Below are 14,043 nucleotides of genomic sequence, written 5' to 3' on the forward strand. Positions count from 1 at the left end.
AGCGGGACGCAGCCGGGCCAATACGGTACGCCGTGGAACAGTCGTTTGAATATCGCCGACAGCGTTCGTGGTGGCACTGTGCGGCGATGGTGCTGATTTCCCGTTATTAAAACAATTCAGCCACTACTTCACGGCGGCGAGGAGAATCGAGAATCTGGACTGCGCGATCGCGACGTACGAGGCGCTGCTGTCGGTCAGGTGCCGGAGGGGATGCCGTCCGCGGCCGGCTGCGGGCGGGTGTCGAGGGCATCGTCGAGCCAGGAGGCGACGTCGACCTCGGCGTTCAGGATGTGATTCACGTACGACGCCCGCTCGTGGCTGAGGACTTCCAGCTCCCAGATACAGGGCGCCGCGCCGATCGGAGCCGGGCGGAGGTCGTCCACGTCGAAGCCGCTGAAAATGCTCAGCCGCGACTGGAAGTCCTTCGCCCAGCTCTGCACGACCAGGTACACCCCGTCGTCGCCGAGGTGCAGCACCACGACGCCTAGGCCGACCCCGCCCATCGCGTCGTCGAACTCGAGCTGCCGGCTCGCGGCGCTCCGGGCCAGCGCGACCATGCCGTCGTCCCAGGCCCGCCCGCGGGCGGTGATCACATACGGCTTCACCAAGCGGTTCGAATAACGCCACGGCATCAACGGCGTGATCGGCCGAGGCCGGTAAGCCTCAGCCAATCCCGTCAACGCGACAGCGGCGGCACCAGCCAGTGCGGGGTCAGGGGAAGCCACCCGCACTAGCTTGCAGCGTCGCGTCGCTGTGCGTCCAGTGCACGGATCAGGTCGGCGCGCGCTTCTCCGACATAGCGGAGGGTGGGGGCGTCGACCGACTCGGCCTCAGTGTCGAGCCAGCCGGTGAGGGCTTCCAGGGTGGAGTCCTCCGGCAGGTTGCGCGGTGAGAGGTAGACGAGCACGTTCTCACCCATCGAGGAACCGAGCCGCGTGTAGACGTCCTTGGCCGCGTTCAGGTACTTGCCGACGTACGGGCGGAGCAGATCCTCCTGGCCCGGCTGCTGGAAGCCGATGATGGTGCGGAACTGCGTCTCGTTCGGGGTGTCGTCGGACTCCACCGCGATCCGCCAGGCCTCGGCCTTCGCCTCGGCGCTCGGCCGGGCGGCGCGCGCCTGGGCGGCCCGCTCCTGTCCGGTGATGGTGGTGTCGCGGGTCAGCTCGTCCTCGATCTCGTCGGCGTCGATCCGGCCGAGCCGCGCGAGCGCCACGATCAGCGTCCAGCGCAGGTCGGTGTCGACCACCAGCCCGGGCGGCAGGTCCTCGCCGTCCAGCCACTTGGCCAGCCGGTCGGCGCCGGCGGCGGAGAAGACGCCGGCGATGTAGGCCCGTGCGAACGCGAGCTGGTGGTCGCTACCGGGCTCGGCGTCGGCGAGGAGCTCGGCCAGCGTCTGCTCGTACTGCGCCCGCAGCTCGGCGCGATGCTCCGGAGCCGCGTAGCTGTTGATCGCGGTGGTCGCCTGGCCGAGCAACGAGCGGACACCCGTCAGGTCGGTCTCGGCGCGGATGCCCTTCAGCACGATCCCGACGTACTGGCTGGCCGGCATCTCGGCATCCCGGGTCATGTCCCAGGCCGCACCCCAGACGAGGGCCCTGGGCAACGATTCCTTCAGCTGGTCGATCGAGTCGACCAGGGTGGCGAGGGACCGCTCGTCGAGCCGGATCTTGGCGTAGGTGAGGTCGTCGTCGTTCAGCAGCACCAGGTCGGGCTGCCCGGCGCCGACCAGCTCGGCCAGCTCGGTACGCGGGCCGTCGATGTCCACCTCGAACCGCTCGGTGCGGACCAGGCCCTCGTCGGTCTTGCGGTACAGCCCGACGGCCAGCCGGTGCGGCCGGAGCGTCGGGAAGGCGGCGGCCGCGGTCTGCTCGATCGCGAACGTCTTGAACGCGCCGGCCTCGTCGACGGTGAAGTCGGCGCGGAGCGTGTTCACCCCGGCCGTGCGCAACCAGCGCTCGGTCCAGTCGTCCAGGTCCCGCCCGGATGCCTTCTCCAGCGGCTTTAGCAGGTCCACCAGCTCGGTGTTGCCGAACGCGTGGTCGGCGAAGTACTCCTTCAACGCGCTGATGAAGGTGTCCTCACCGACGAACGCGACCAGCTGGCGCAGGGTGGACGCGCCCTTGGCGTAGGTGATGCCGTCGAAGTTCACCTCGACCGCGTGGAAGTCGACCATGTCCGCGGCGATCGGGTGGGTCGAGGGCAGCTGGTCCTGCCGGTAGGCCCACGTCTTGCGGGCGTTGCAGAAGGTGGTCCAGGCGTCGGCGTACTTGGTCGTCGCGACTGCCTGCGCCCAGTGGCTGGCCCACTCGGCGAACGACTCGTTCAGCCAAAGGTCGTCCCACCACCTCATCGTCACCAGGTCGCCGAACCACATGTGCGCGAGCTCGTGCAACACGGTGTTCGCGCGGCTCTCCAGCTCCGCGTGGGTGGTGCGGCTGCGGAAGATGTACTCGTCCCGCAGCGTGACGCAGGCCGCGTTCTCCATCGCGCCCATGTTGTACTCCGGCACGAAGGCCTGGTCGTACTTGTGGAACGGGTACGGCGTACCGAAGGCCTTCTCGAAGAGCTCGAAGCCCTGCTTGGTCACCTCGAACAGGTCGTCGGCGTCCAGCGCGTCCTTGAGCGACGGGCGGCACAGCAGCGACAGCGGGTAGCTCCCGTTCGGACCCTCGTAGGTGTCGGTGACGACGTGGTACGGCCCCGCGACGACGGCGGTGATGTAGGTCGATATCGGCTCGGTCGGCGCGAACTCCCAGCGGGCCAGGTCCTCGCCGTTCTCACCCTTGTACGGCGTGGGCTCGGGCGTCGGCGCGTTCGAGATCACCACCCAGCGGGCGGGTGCGAACACGGTGAAGGTGAACGGTGCCTTGAGGTCCGGCTGCTCGAAGGTGGTGAAGACCCGGCGGGCGTCCGGGACCTCGAACTGGGTGTAGAGGTAGGTCTCCTTGTCGGCCGGGTCGACCGACCGGTGCAGTCCCTCGCCGGTGCGCGAGTAGATGCAGTCGGCGACCACCCGCAGCTCGTTGCGCTCGGCCAGGTCCTCCAGCTGGATCCGCGCCCCGTCGTACACGGTGTCCGGATCGAGCGACCGGCCGTTCAGGGTCACCTCACGCACGGTCGCCGCGATCAGGTCGGCGAAGGTGCTCGCGCCCGGCTCGGCGCCGAAGGTGGCAGTGGTGGTCGACGCGAAGGTCGCGGCGCCGGCGGCGGCTGTGGTCAGGTCGAGCTCGATCGCGTAGCTCACGTCACTGATCAGGCCGGCACGGGTACGCGCCTCGTCGCGCGTGAGGTTGGTTCCAGGCATGTCGGCATCCTATGCACCTGAGCGTTCGCTTGCCCGAGGGTTTCCCCGCGACTTGGGCAACGGTTGCGAAAGCGTTTCCATCGCCTGGCGGCCGATCTCGTAGCGTGAGAAGGAAACGCCCGGCCGTGACCGAGTTGGTTGTATTTTGTACGATCGAACCCATGACCGCCACTGCAGATTTCTGGTTCGATCCGGCCTGCCCCTGGGCCTGGATGACGTCTCGCTGGATGCTCGAGGTCGAGCAGGTGCGCGACGTGAAGACGACCTGGCATGTGATGAGCCTCGCCGTCCTGAACGCCGGCCGGGACGAGCTCTCGGACGAGTACAAGGCGGCCCTGAAGAAGTTGTGGGGTCCCGTCCGGGTGCTGATCGCCGCCGAGCAGGCGCACGGCAACGAGGTGCTGCTCCCGCTCTACACCGCGCTCGGCAAGCGCATCCACGTCGAGGGCCGCGGTATCGGCGACGGCGACGAGGTGATCGCCGAGGCGCTCGAGGAGGTCGGCCTGCCCGCAGCGCTGATCGAGGCGGCGCACAGCGACAGGTACGACGACGCCCTGAAGAAGTCCCACCACGCGGGGATGGACCAGGTCGGCATGGAGGTCGGTACGCCGGTCATCTCCGTCGAGGGCGTCGCCTTCTTCGGCCCGGTGGTGACTCCGGCACCGAAGGGCGAGGCGGCCGGCAAGCTGTGGGACGGGGTCCGGCTGGTGGCCGGCACCGAGGGCTTCTTCGAGCTGAAGCGGACCCGCGATCGCGGGCCGGCCTTCGACTGATCAATTGAGCGACTGATCAATCGAGAGACTGATCTTTCGAGCTGTCGTACAGGGGTTGAACGTTCCAGCACCTCGCGTGAAGGTTACTCACCAAGTCATCCCTCTCTCGGTGAGTAGGTTCCAGCGTGAAGCTTCTGCGTAGTGGTCTGTCCGCGGTTCTGGCCGGTTCGAGCGTGATCTGGTTGACGGCGGCGGTCAGTCCGACCGGGTCTGCGGCAACGACGACGGCGGCGGCCGACGCAGTGGTCGTTCCGCCCGGGGTGACTGCGGGCGTCGCGGTGTTCGACCGGCAGACGGGTCAGTTCACCGAGCAGCTGAATCCGGATCTGCAGTTCCGGTCCGCGTCCGTGGTGAAGCTGCTGATCGTGCTGGACTTCCTCTGGAACCGCGGGCCGTCATACGAGATCCCCGCGGCCGACAAGACTCGGCTGGATGTGATGCTGCGCAGCAGCGACGACGACGCGGCGAGCTATTACTGGGAGCAGCTCGGTGGAGGCAAGATCATCGACCGAATGGTGCCGCGGCTCGGCCTGACGCACACCGCTCGTCCACCGGCGACCCATCCAGGCTTCTGGGGATACGTCGCACTGACTGCGGGCGACACCGTCCGGATCTACCGTTACCTGCTGGACCAAGCCCCGGCGCCGGTCCGCGACTACGTGCTGGGCAATCTGCATCAGGCGACCCGCTACGGCACCGACGGGTTCGACCAGTACTTCGGGATCGCGTCGGTGTTCGACCCGGCTTTCAGCATCAAGCAGGGCTGGTCCGGCTTCAGCAGTTCGACCTCGGCGCGAGCCAAGCCGAAGACGGATGCGGTGGACCTCACCAGCGAGGCGCTGCACACCACCGGCACCGTCGGCGCGGGTGACCGCACCATCGTCGCCGTGTACACCTTGCACCCGGACGGTACGGCGTACGGGAAGGCCTACACCGACCTGACCCGGCTGACCCGAACCCTGACTGTTCCCGGTGGTGCGCGCACTCCCGGCAGTTGGCTGACGACCAGTGGCTCGGGCGTTCGCGTACGGACTGGGCCGACCACAGCCGGCGCAGTACTGGGCACGCTGCCCTCTGGAGTTGACGTACTGGTCAGCTGCCAGAAGAAGGGGCAGCTCATCGATGCACCGCCCCGGTCCAGCGATTGGTGGGCCTACCTGCCGAAGTACGGCGGCTACGTCACCAACGTGTATGTCGGGTCTGGTGCACCAAAGCTCCCCGGCGTCCCCGACTGTCAGTAGTTAGTGACAGACTTCAGGCCATGCGAGTGCACATCGGCTCCGACCACGCCGGCTTCGAACTGAAGAATCATCTGGTCCAGCACCTGAAGGCTGCCGGGCACGACATCGTCGACCACGGCCCGGCCGTCTACGATGCGGTCGACGACTACCCGCCGTACTGCCTGCGGACGGCGGTGGCCGTCGTGCAGGACAAGGGCAGTCTCGGCATCGTGATCGGTGGGTCCGGCAACGGCGAGCAGATCGCCGCGAACAAGGTCAAGGGAGTCCGGGCCGCGCTGGCCTGGAGCACCGAGACCGCCGAGCTCAGCCGTCTGCACAACGACGCGAACGTGGTCAGCATCGGCGCGCGGATGCACAGCGAGGACGAGGCGGTCGGGTTCGTGGACACGTTCCTGGCCACTGAGTACTCGGGCGAGGAACGACACACCCGCCGGATCGAGATGCTGGCGGCCTACGAGGCCACCGGCGAGCTGCCGCCCTTACCGTCCTGAGCTTTCTTCTTGGCCGCCTCGATATTCTCCGGGCGCGGCCTCGAGACGTCCCTGGCGCGCATGGACCGGCCGATGCCGACAACCGCCGGGGTCGGCGGGCCGCCCCTGCCTTTAGCTCCTGAAGTCACACCCATAAGAGGAATCATGCCCGAAGGTCACACCCTGCACCGATTGGCGAACGACGTCTGGGACGCCTTCGGCGGTCGTCCGGTACAGGCGTCGAGCCCGCAGGGCCGGTTCGTCGAAGGCGCCGCGTTGCTGAACGGGCATGTGCTGCGCCAGACCGAGGCGCACGGCAAACACTTCCTCGCCGACTTCGAGGGCGCCGGGTGGTTGCACATCCACCTCGGCCTGATCGGCAAGGTCGACTTCGGTGAAGCACCTGCGCCCGAGCCCGTCGGCCAGGTGCGACTCCGCCTGCAGAACGCCACGGCGTACGCCGAGCTGCGCGGGGCCACCGTCTGCGAGGTGCTGACGGACGGCGAGCGCGAGGCGTTGATCGCGCGACTCGGGCCGGATCCGTTGCGCGACGACGCCGATCCGGAGCTCGCCTGGAAGCGGATCCACCGCAGCAAGCTGCCGATCGGGCAGTTGCTGATGGACCAGGAGGTGCTCAGCGGCGTCGGCAACGTGTACCGCGCCGAGGTGCTCTTCCGGGCCAAGCTGCACCCGATGACGCCCGGCAACCTGGTGAAGAAGCGCGAGTGGCAAGGCATGTGGAGCGACCTGCTCGAGCTGATGAAGTACGGCGTCGAAACAGGCCGGATCGACACGGTCACCGACGATCACACTCCCGAGGCGATGGGACGAGATCCGCGCCAGGATGACCACGGCGGCGAGGTCTACGTCTATCGTCGACAGGGGCAGCGGTGTCACGTCTGCAACTCGGTGATCCGGACCGAGATCCTGGCGGGACGGAACCTGTTCTGGTGCCCCAGATGCCAACGGACCGGACTGACCCGAAAGAAGTTGTGACAAGTTGATGCGCGGACCGGGTGGTGCCGTTATCTTCGACTCACCATGAGGAGCGGCGGGGATTTCGCTGGCTTGCGACGGGCTCGCCGATCGGCGCGCTCGGCGGTTCGGCACGCGCGCAGATCCCACCGGCTGACCTTCGTCGGTCTGCTGGCTCTGATATTCACTCTGGGTGCCGCCGCGAGGGCGATGCCCTCCGTCATACCCACCGCGGCCCTGATTATTCCTCTGCTCATCGGCGGACTGCTGCTGAGGTTCCGCCCATTGGTCGCGCTCACGGTGATCACCCTGCTGACCGGCTCGTACGTCGTGTCCGACTGGAACACGGAACGACCGGCGACAGGGTTCGTGGTGGCGCTGGGCGCTGCGGCGTGGATCGTGCTCGCCGGCGCGAAGGTGCGCAGCAGCCTGGGAGTGCAGGGCACTCGCGGTGAGACGATGCTGATCGAGCTGCGCACCACCCTCACCGCCCAGGGCGAGCTGCCCAGGTTGCCGAGCGGCTGGAGGGCGGAGATGGCGATCAGGCCCGCTGGCGGAGCGTCGTTCTCCGGCGACTTCGTGGTGTCGACGACCCGAGGCGATGAGGTTCTCGAGGTCGCACTGGTCGATGTGTCAGGCAAGGGAATCGATGCCGGAACGCGCGCGCTGCTGCTCTCCGGTGCCTTCGGCGGGTTGCTCGGGGTGGTGCCGATCGAGGAGTTCCTGCCGGCCGCCAACCACTATCTGCGCAGGCAGGACTGGGACGACGATTTCGCGACCGTCGTGCATGTCGCGGTCAACCTCACCACCGGGGATTTCGAAGTACGCACCGCTGGGCATCCGCCCGCGATCCTGTTCGACTCCTGGTCCGGGCGCTGGCAGACACGTGACGCCGATGGGCCGCTGCTGGGGCTGATGGAGGCGCCTGAGTTCGAGGTGAATCGCGGGCTGTTGAAGCAGGGCGACGCGCTGTTCCTCTACAGCGACGGCATGGTCGAGACCCCGCGCCGCGACATCGGACTCGGCACGGACCGGCTGGCCGGGCACGCAGAACGCCTTGTGGCACAGGGATTCAAGGGCGCGGCCGATGAGCTCGTGGAGGAGATCGGCGGGCCGGGCGACGACTCCGCCATCGTGCTGATCCACCGCCAGATGCACCCCTCCGAGCTGGTCGTTCCCAGCTGTCAGGCTCAGCCCACCCACCGCCGCCTCCGGTCGGCGCTGATGCGCTCGCTCGGAACGGCCGGCCACGCTCATTGAGCCGCGCGGCTGATCAGCCTGATCCGCTGCTTCACCCGCTTCGGCCGCGCGTCGGAGCCGGCTGTCCGGCGAGTCGGACCGTGGCTGGCGTAGCGTGCTCGGTCGTGACGATCGATGGGGTGGACGAGTCCGACCGCAGTGCGCCTGATGTCTCCTTCGAAGAGTTGCTGGCGATGATGCCGGCGGCGCTGCGGGACGTCTTTCCCCAGACCCGCTGGCAGCTCGGCAAGCTCTGGGCGCTGGACCTGCGGGTCGAACCGGTTGAGGTCGTCGATCTGCTCTGGATGTTCGACCTGCCCCTGTGGCAGCTGAACGGCGAGCGCTTCAAGGTGACACCGAACCAGGTCGCGGCCACCCCGATGAACTTCCGCCCGCACTACGAGCGGGTGATGCGAGCCGACCTCGACTTCCCGATCCACCTGGTCGCCTACCGCGGCCGCCTCGTCGTCCTCGACGGCATCCACCGCTTGCTCAAGGCCCACTTCCTGCGCCGCCGCTGGATCGAAGCCAAGATCGCCACCGCAGCCCAACTCCGACAATGCGCCGCCCCGACCAGCCTGAACTGACCGTCAGCTCGGACGATGAAGAACTTCAGGTCATCGGGATCGCTGGTCTGGCGAGGTCGTTGCGGCGGCTATGACGCTGGTGAGGTTCTTGTGGAGGGTTTCCAGCTCGGGGAGGGTCATGCCGAGGCGGTCGATGATGGCAGGTGGGATCTTCAGGGCCTCGGTTCGCAGGGACTGGCCGGCTTCGGTGAGGGTGACGGCCAGGGAGCGTTCGTCGTGGGGGTCGCGGCGGCGGGTGACGTAGCCGCTGGACTCCAGGCGCTTGAGCAAGGGGGAGAGGGTGCCGGGGTCGAGCTGGAGCAGGCCGCTGAGCTGCTTCACCGACAGGGGTGATTCCTCCCACAGCGCCAGCATCACCAGATACTGCGGATGGGTGAGCCCCAGCGGCTCCAGCAGCGGTCGGTACAGCGCGATCACGCTGCGGGATGCGACCGCCAGCGCGAAGCAGACCTGGCGGTCCAGCGCCAGCAGGTCCACGTCTTCGGACGGTCCGGGCATTTTCTCCTTCGGTCGGCGTTGACTAGAGTATCAATTGGTACACAAATCATTGCCATACCAAACGTCTTGAGAGGGCGCGATGAGCAAGAAGAATGACGGACTCGGTCTGCTGTATCGGATCAAGTGGCGCATGACCTGGCTGCTGCTGCACGTCGCCGGCCCCGCCGACCTGCCGGACCATGCGGATCCCCGCCGTCGGATGGAACGCGAGCGCGCCGCCCGGGTAGCTCGCGCCAACGCCCGCAAGACCGCCGCCTGATCCACCCGACACGCGGGAGCTGGCTTGAGATGACGTGTCAACCTATACTTGGTGACATGTCATCAGAAACGGAGTACGCCCCCAGTCCGATGTCATTCGTGGCGGACATGGTGGAGAAGATCGAACAAGCCGGAACGACCTCGGTCATCGAGCAGGGCAAGGGTGTCGTGCTCCTGACCATGCGAGGGGCCAAGAGCGGCAAGATCCGCAAGGTGCCGTTGATGCGCGTCGAGCACGACGGCGTGTACGCCGTGGTGGCGTCGCTCGGCGGCGCTCCCAAGCACCCGGTGTGGTACTACAACCTCAAGGCCGACCCGCGCCTGCAACTGCAGGACGGCGACGTCACCGGGGACTTCGTCGCCCGCGAACTCGAGGGTGACGAGCGCAAGCTGTGGTGGGACCGCTCGGTCGAGGCCTGGCCTGACTATGCGGAGTACCAGACCAAGACGGAACGCGTGCTTCCCGTCTTCGTACTGGAACCGGTCAGCAACTGAGCCGGGCTGCCTTGATGACATGTCACCGGTAGGCTTGGTGACATGTCATCTGATAACGACTACGCCCCGAGTCCGACCGAGTGGGTCCGCAACGCGGTGGAGAAGATCGGTAGCTCCGGTACAACCGAGGTGGCCGGCTGGAACGGCATGGGTGTTGTGCTCATGACCATGCGCGGTGCCAAGTCCGGCAAGATCCGGAAGGTCCCGGTGATGCGCGTCGAGCACGACGGCGTGTACGCCGCGGTTGCCTCGCTCGGCGGCGCGCCGAAGAACCCGGTCTGGTACTACAACCTCAAGGCCGACCCCACGGTCCAACTGCAGGACGGCGAGACCACCCGCGAGTACGTCGCCCGCGAGATCGAGGGCGAGGAGTACGAGCTGTGGTGGAAGCGGTCTGTCGCGGCGTACCCGGACTACGCGGACTACCAGAAGAAGACCGACCGGGTGATCCCGATCTTCCTCCTCGAGCCGGCTCGGTAAGAGCGTCTTCAAACAACGGCAGGTGGTGGCAGGAGGCGCACCAGGTTTGTGAGACGCTGGCGGCGGTTAGTCCGACGCGTTGCGTCGACCGAGTTCTGGGAGTCCTCCTGACCACACACGACGCGGTGCGGGAACCGTTCGTCGGGTCGACGCGGCTGCGTCTGGCCGGACTTGCACTGCATGCCTATACCGCGAGCGGAACGGTGCTCGCGCTGCTGATCGTGATCGCGGCCATCGACGGCAACGCCGTCCGGGCGCTCTGGCTCGGCCTGGCCGCGCTGGTGATCGACGGCACCGACGGGATGCTCGCGCGCCGGCTGCGGGTGAAGGAAACCATCCCGTGGTTCGACGGGGCGATGCTCGACAACATCGTCGACTACCTGACCTACGCGTTCGCGCCGATCGTGCTGCTGTGGACCGGCGACTACCTGCCGCACGGCGCGTACGGCGCAGTACTGGCCGCGTTGCCGTTGCTTGCTTCCAGCTACCAGTTCTGCCGGGTCGACGCGAAGACCGACGACCACTTCTTCCTGGGCTTCCCGAGCTACTGGAACGTGGTCGCCTTCTACGTCGTGGTGCTCAGTCTCAGCCCGACGGCGACCGGCATCATCCTCTTGGTCTGCTCGATCCTGGTGTTCGTGCCAGTGAAGTACGTGTACCCGTCGCGGACCAAGGCGTTCCGGTCGATGAACCTGCTGACCACCGCGATCTGGCTCGCGGCGTACGCCGTGCTGCTGGCCCAGATGCCGCACCCGAACCCGCTTGTCGTCGCGGTCTCGCTGGCCTACCTCGTGTACTACGGCGGGCTGAGCCTCTACCTCACGTTCTGGGTGCCTCGGCGAGTGAAGGCAGTCTGAGTGGTACTAGGTCTAGGTGCGGCGCTCGGGGCCGCGGTGCTCTTCGGCATCGCCGCGATCCTGCAGGCGGTCGGCTCCCGCAAAGTGCCGACCGGTTCGGAGCTCGACCTGCGGCGGCTGGTCAGCTTCGTCGGCGCACTACTCCACCAGCCCGCGTTCCTGGGTGCACTGGTGCTCAACCTCGCCGGGTTCGGGCTGCACTTCGTCGCGTTGAGGTTGCTGCCGCTCTACCTGGCGCAGGCCGGGATCGCCGCCAGCCTGGTCGTCACCGCCCTGCTGGCCACGCGGCTCATGAGTGACCAGTTGAGCGCGATCGAGTGGTCGGCGGTGATCGGCGTCTGCGTCGGGCTCGGGTTGCTCGCGATCTCGGCCGGTGACGCCGGAAACAGCACGGTGCACCACGGACTGACGGTCGGCCTGATCATCGGACTGATCTGCATCGCTGTCCTCGGCGGGCTCGCGAGCCGTTCGAAGCACCCGATGGCGACCGCGCTGCTCGGCGTGCTGGCCGGACTCGGGTACGCCGGGGTCGCGATCTCGGCCAGGTTGCTGCAGGACGGCTCGATCGGCGAGCTCCTCGGCAGCCCCACGACCTACACGTTGCCCGTCAGCGGTGCGCTCGCCTTCATCCTCTACTCGCTCGCGTTGCAGCGTGGCTCGGTGACGCTGGCAACCACCCCGATGATCGCCCTGCAGACGGTCACGCCGGCCGCGGTCGGAGTACTGGTCCTCGGCGACGAAGTACGACCAGGCTGGTACGCCGGGGCGCTCGGTGGGTTCGTGCTGACCGCGATCGGCGCGCTGATCCTGGTCCGCTTCGAATCCGTGAAGGACGAGTCCGAACCGGCGAACGCCGCCTAGTGCGTGTACGGCGTGAGCACGGCCAGCTGGTGACAACGACCAATAGTTCTCGATGGTCAACGCCGTCAACCTGCCAGCCAACGTACCGGCCCCTTCCGACAAACCTCAGCCGGCGGCCTTCAGGTAGCTGACTGGTCCTCCCGGTCCCAGTGTCAGCGGGGTTCTGGCTGGGCAGAGCCCCAGATGGAAGCGTGGCCGCCATGGACATCACCCCCTTTGGCTTCACCTCAACGACTGCCGACGTACTGAAGGGTGTCGACCTCAGCGGCAAGCGCGCACTCGTCACGGGAGCCGGCAACGGTCTGGGTGCGGAGACTGCTCGGGCGTTGGCGAGCGCCGGTGCCGAGGTCACCCTGGCGGTACGGCGCCCCGAGGCCGGGGCAGCCGTCGTACGGTCGATCCGGGAGTCGACCGGCAACGACGCCGTCCACCTGACTGCGCTCGATCTCGCCGACCAGGCGTCGGTCCGGGCGCTGGTGGACGGCTGGACCGGGCCGCTGCACGTCCTGGTCAACAACGCCGGGATCATGGCGGTCCCCGAGCTGCAGCGCACTCCTGAAGGCTGGGAGCTGCAGTTCGCCACCAACTTCCTCGGGCACTACGCGCTGACTGTCGGCCTGCATGACGCACTGGCGAGCGCGGGCGGCGCGAGGATCGTCTCGGTCAGCTCGATCGGCCACCAGATGTCACCCGTGGTCTTCGACGATCTGCACTATCGGTTCCGCCCGTACGACTCGTGGACCGCCTACGGCCAGTCTAAGACGGCCGACGTACTCCTCGCGGTCGAAGCCACCCGCCGGTGGTCCGGGGACAAGATCGTCGCCAACTCGCTCAACCCCGGCGCGATCGCCACCGGCCTGCAGAAGCACACCGGCGGGCTGCGGACCCCCGAGGAGTTCCGCAAGACCGTCGAGCAGGGCGCGGCGACCTCCGTCCTGCTCGCCGCTTCTCCTTTCGTCGAAGGAATCGGAGGCCGGTACTTCGAGAACTGCAACGAGTCAGACGTGGTTCAGGAACGCACCACGACTCTCGGCAGCGCCGGCGGAGTCGCGCCCTATGCCCTCGATGAGGCCAACGCTCGACGCCTGTGGGAAGTCGCCGCAGAACTCATTGGACGGCAAGCTTCCGCAGGGCGTCCTCGGAGCCAGGTTCGGGCTGAAACACGATGAGGCGTTGACCGCCGCGCCCGTCGACCTGGAACTTCTCGTACGACAGGTCCAGGCGGCCCACTGTCGGATGGTTGAGCTGGACCACGTCGTGCCCCTGCGGATGAACGTCGTGGCGTTGCCACAGTTCGACGAACTCGGGGCTCTGCTCGGTCAGCTCGCTGACGAGTTCAGCGACCCGAGGATCGTCCGGGCTGGTCGCGGCCCGGACACCGGCGACGACGCGCTCCGCCATCGACCGCCAGTCGACATACAGGTCGCGCAGCGATAGGTCGAGGAATGCCGCCCGCAGCCCGTTGGTGCCAGGTGTGTAGACGTGGGAGATCGCCAGCGCGACAGCGTTCGAGGCGAGCACCGTCATGTCTGGCGCCTGCACGTGGGCGGGATTCGCCGACCAGGACTCGATCAGCCGCTGCAGACTTGGCGAGACTTCGTCGTACTGCGGTGCGCGGGCCGGGCGCATCGGAGGATAGGCGAGCTGGTGGAGGTATGTCGTCCCGGCCTCGTCGAGCCGGAGCGCCCGCGCCAAGGCGTCGAGGATCTCGGGGGAGGGGTGGCTGTCGCGACCCTGCTCGAGCCGCAGGTAGTAGTCGGCGCTGATTCGGGCGAGCAGTGCGAGCTCCTCCCGCCGAAGGCCAGGAACCCGGCGGAAGGCGGTCGAGGTCAGGCCCACCTCCTGCGGAGTGATCAGGCCGCGACGTGCCCGGAGAAAGGCGCCCAGCGCATTCTTCTCGCTCACACGGATCATCCTACGGACGCCAAGTCAGGCGGCCCCGGAAAAGACAGGCTCTCGGGACAGGCGGCGCCGGAACAGACAGCCGCCCGAGATCAGGAGATCC

General features: G+C 67.4%; 16 protein-coding genes. 12 read left to right on the forward strand and 4 right to left on the reverse strand.

Annotated elements, in window-relative coordinates:
• Positions 1–194 precede the first annotated feature (194 nt).
• Both ABD210_RS05830 and pepN read right to left on the reverse strand, forming a co-directional pair.
• Entirely contained in the window at positions 195–725 is a 531-nt protein-coding gene (locus ABD210_RS05830) for a hypothetical protein (protein ID WP_344109608.1), read from the reverse strand.
• A gap of 5 nt (positions 726–730) precedes the next feature.
• Positions 731–3,304, reverse strand: coding sequence for an aminopeptidase N (pepN, locus tag ABD210_RS05835; protein WP_344109610.1), 2,574 nt, complete (start codon positions 3,302–3,304; stop codon positions 731–733).
• A 161-nt stretch (positions 3,305–3,465) separates the two neighbouring features.
• Here pepN and ABD210_RS05840 point away from each other — a divergent pair, with 161 nt between their 5' ends.
• The 6 genes from ABD210_RS05840 (at position 3,466) to ABD210_RS05865 (ending at position 8,589) form a co-directional block, all read left to right on the forward strand.
• Complete coding sequence (locus tag ABD210_RS05840; RefSeq protein WP_344109613.1) at positions 3,466–4,077, forward strand: mycothiol-dependent nitroreductase Rv2466c family protein; 612 nt, start codon at positions 3,466–3,468, stop codon at positions 4,075–4,077.
• A 125-nt stretch (positions 4,078–4,202) separates the two neighbouring features.
• On the forward strand, positions 4,203–5,318 hold the full coding sequence (locus ABD210_RS05845; RefSeq protein ID WP_344109615.1) for a hypothetical protein: 1,116 nt from the start codon (positions 4,203–4,205) through the stop codon (positions 5,316–5,318).
• 20 nt (positions 5,319–5,338) lie between these two features.
• Complete coding sequence (locus ABD210_RS05850) at positions 5,339–5,809, forward strand: ribose-5-phosphate isomerase (RefSeq protein ID WP_344109617.1); 471 nt, start codon at positions 5,339–5,341, stop codon at positions 5,807–5,809.
• 144 nt (positions 5,810–5,953) lie between these two features.
• Positions 5,954–6,784 (forward strand): Fpg/Nei family DNA glycosylase, encoded by an 831-nt coding sequence (locus ABD210_RS05855; RefSeq protein WP_344109619.1) that lies wholly within the window; start codon positions 5,954–5,956, stop codon positions 6,782–6,784.
• Between the two features lie 189 nt (positions 6,785–6,973).
• Positions 6,974–8,023 carry a PP2C family protein-serine/threonine phosphatase gene (locus ABD210_RS05860; protein WP_344109621.1) on the forward strand — a complete coding sequence of 350 codons (1,050 nt, stop codon included), beginning with the start codon at positions 6,974–6,976 and terminating at the stop codon, positions 8,021–8,023.
• A gap of 104 nt (positions 8,024–8,127) precedes the next feature.
• Positions 8,128–8,589, forward strand: coding sequence for a hypothetical protein (locus ABD210_RS05865; protein ID WP_344109623.1), 462 nt, complete (start codon positions 8,128–8,130; stop codon positions 8,587–8,589).
• A 30-nt stretch (positions 8,590–8,619) separates the two neighbouring features.
• On the opposite strand, the gene ABD210_RS05870 is transcribed toward ABD210_RS05865, so the two are convergent.
• Positions 8,620–9,087, reverse strand: coding sequence for a MarR family winged helix-turn-helix transcriptional regulator (locus ABD210_RS05870; protein WP_344109625.1), 468 nt, complete (start codon positions 9,085–9,087; stop codon positions 8,620–8,622).
• Between the two features lie 79 nt (positions 9,088–9,166).
• On the opposite strand from ABD210_RS05870, the gene ABD210_RS05875 reads away from it, so the two are divergent.
• The 6 genes from ABD210_RS05875 to ABD210_RS05900 all read left to right on the forward strand — a co-directional run bounded on the left by ABD210_RS05875 (position 9,167) and on the right by ABD210_RS05900 (position 13,207).
• Positions 9,167–9,346, forward strand: a complete 180-nt coding sequence (locus tag ABD210_RS05875; RefSeq protein ID WP_344109627.1) for a hypothetical protein — start codon at positions 9,167–9,169, stop codon at positions 9,344–9,346.
• Positions 9,347–9,402: 56 nt separating this feature from the next.
• Positions 9,403–9,840, forward strand: coding sequence for a nitroreductase family deazaflavin-dependent oxidoreductase (locus ABD210_RS05880; RefSeq protein WP_344109629.1), 438 nt, complete (start codon positions 9,403–9,405; stop codon positions 9,838–9,840).
• Positions 9,841–9,882: 42 nt separating this feature from the next.
• Complete coding sequence (locus ABD210_RS05885) at positions 9,883–10,320, forward strand: nitroreductase family deazaflavin-dependent oxidoreductase (RefSeq protein ID WP_344109632.1); 438 nt, start codon at positions 9,883–9,885, stop codon at positions 10,318–10,320.
• Positions 10,321–10,445: 125 nt separating this feature from the next.
• Positions 10,446–11,177 (forward strand): CDP-alcohol phosphatidyltransferase family protein, encoded by a 732-nt coding sequence (locus tag ABD210_RS05890; RefSeq protein WP_344109634.1) that lies wholly within the window; start codon positions 10,446–10,448, stop codon positions 11,175–11,177.
• On the forward strand, positions 11,178–12,038 hold the full coding sequence (locus ABD210_RS05895; RefSeq protein WP_344109636.1) for a DMT family protein: 861 nt from the start codon (positions 11,178–11,180) through the stop codon (positions 12,036–12,038).
• Between the two features lie 200 nt (positions 12,039–12,238).
• On the forward strand, positions 12,239–13,207 hold the full coding sequence (locus tag ABD210_RS05900) for an SDR family NAD(P)-dependent oxidoreductase (protein WP_344109639.1): 969 nt from the start codon (positions 12,239–12,241) through the stop codon (positions 13,205–13,207).
• On the opposite strand, the gene ABD210_RS05905 is transcribed toward ABD210_RS05900, so the two are convergent.
• The gene (locus tag ABD210_RS05905; RefSeq protein WP_344109641.1) at positions 13,146–13,943 is read right to left on the reverse strand and encodes a helix-turn-helix transcriptional regulator; all 798 of its coding nucleotides are present in this window, start codon (positions 13,941–13,943) and stop codon (positions 13,146–13,148) included. The two genes, ABD210_RS05900 and ABD210_RS05905, sit on opposite strands and share 62 nt — an antisense overlap.
• Between the last annotated feature and the right edge of the window lie 100 nt (positions 13,944–14,043).

This window comes from Kribbella alba, from assembly GCF_039529635.1.
Classification (GTDB): domain Bacteria; phylum Actinomycetota; class Actinomycetes; order Propionibacteriales; family Kribbellaceae; genus Kribbella; species Kribbella alba.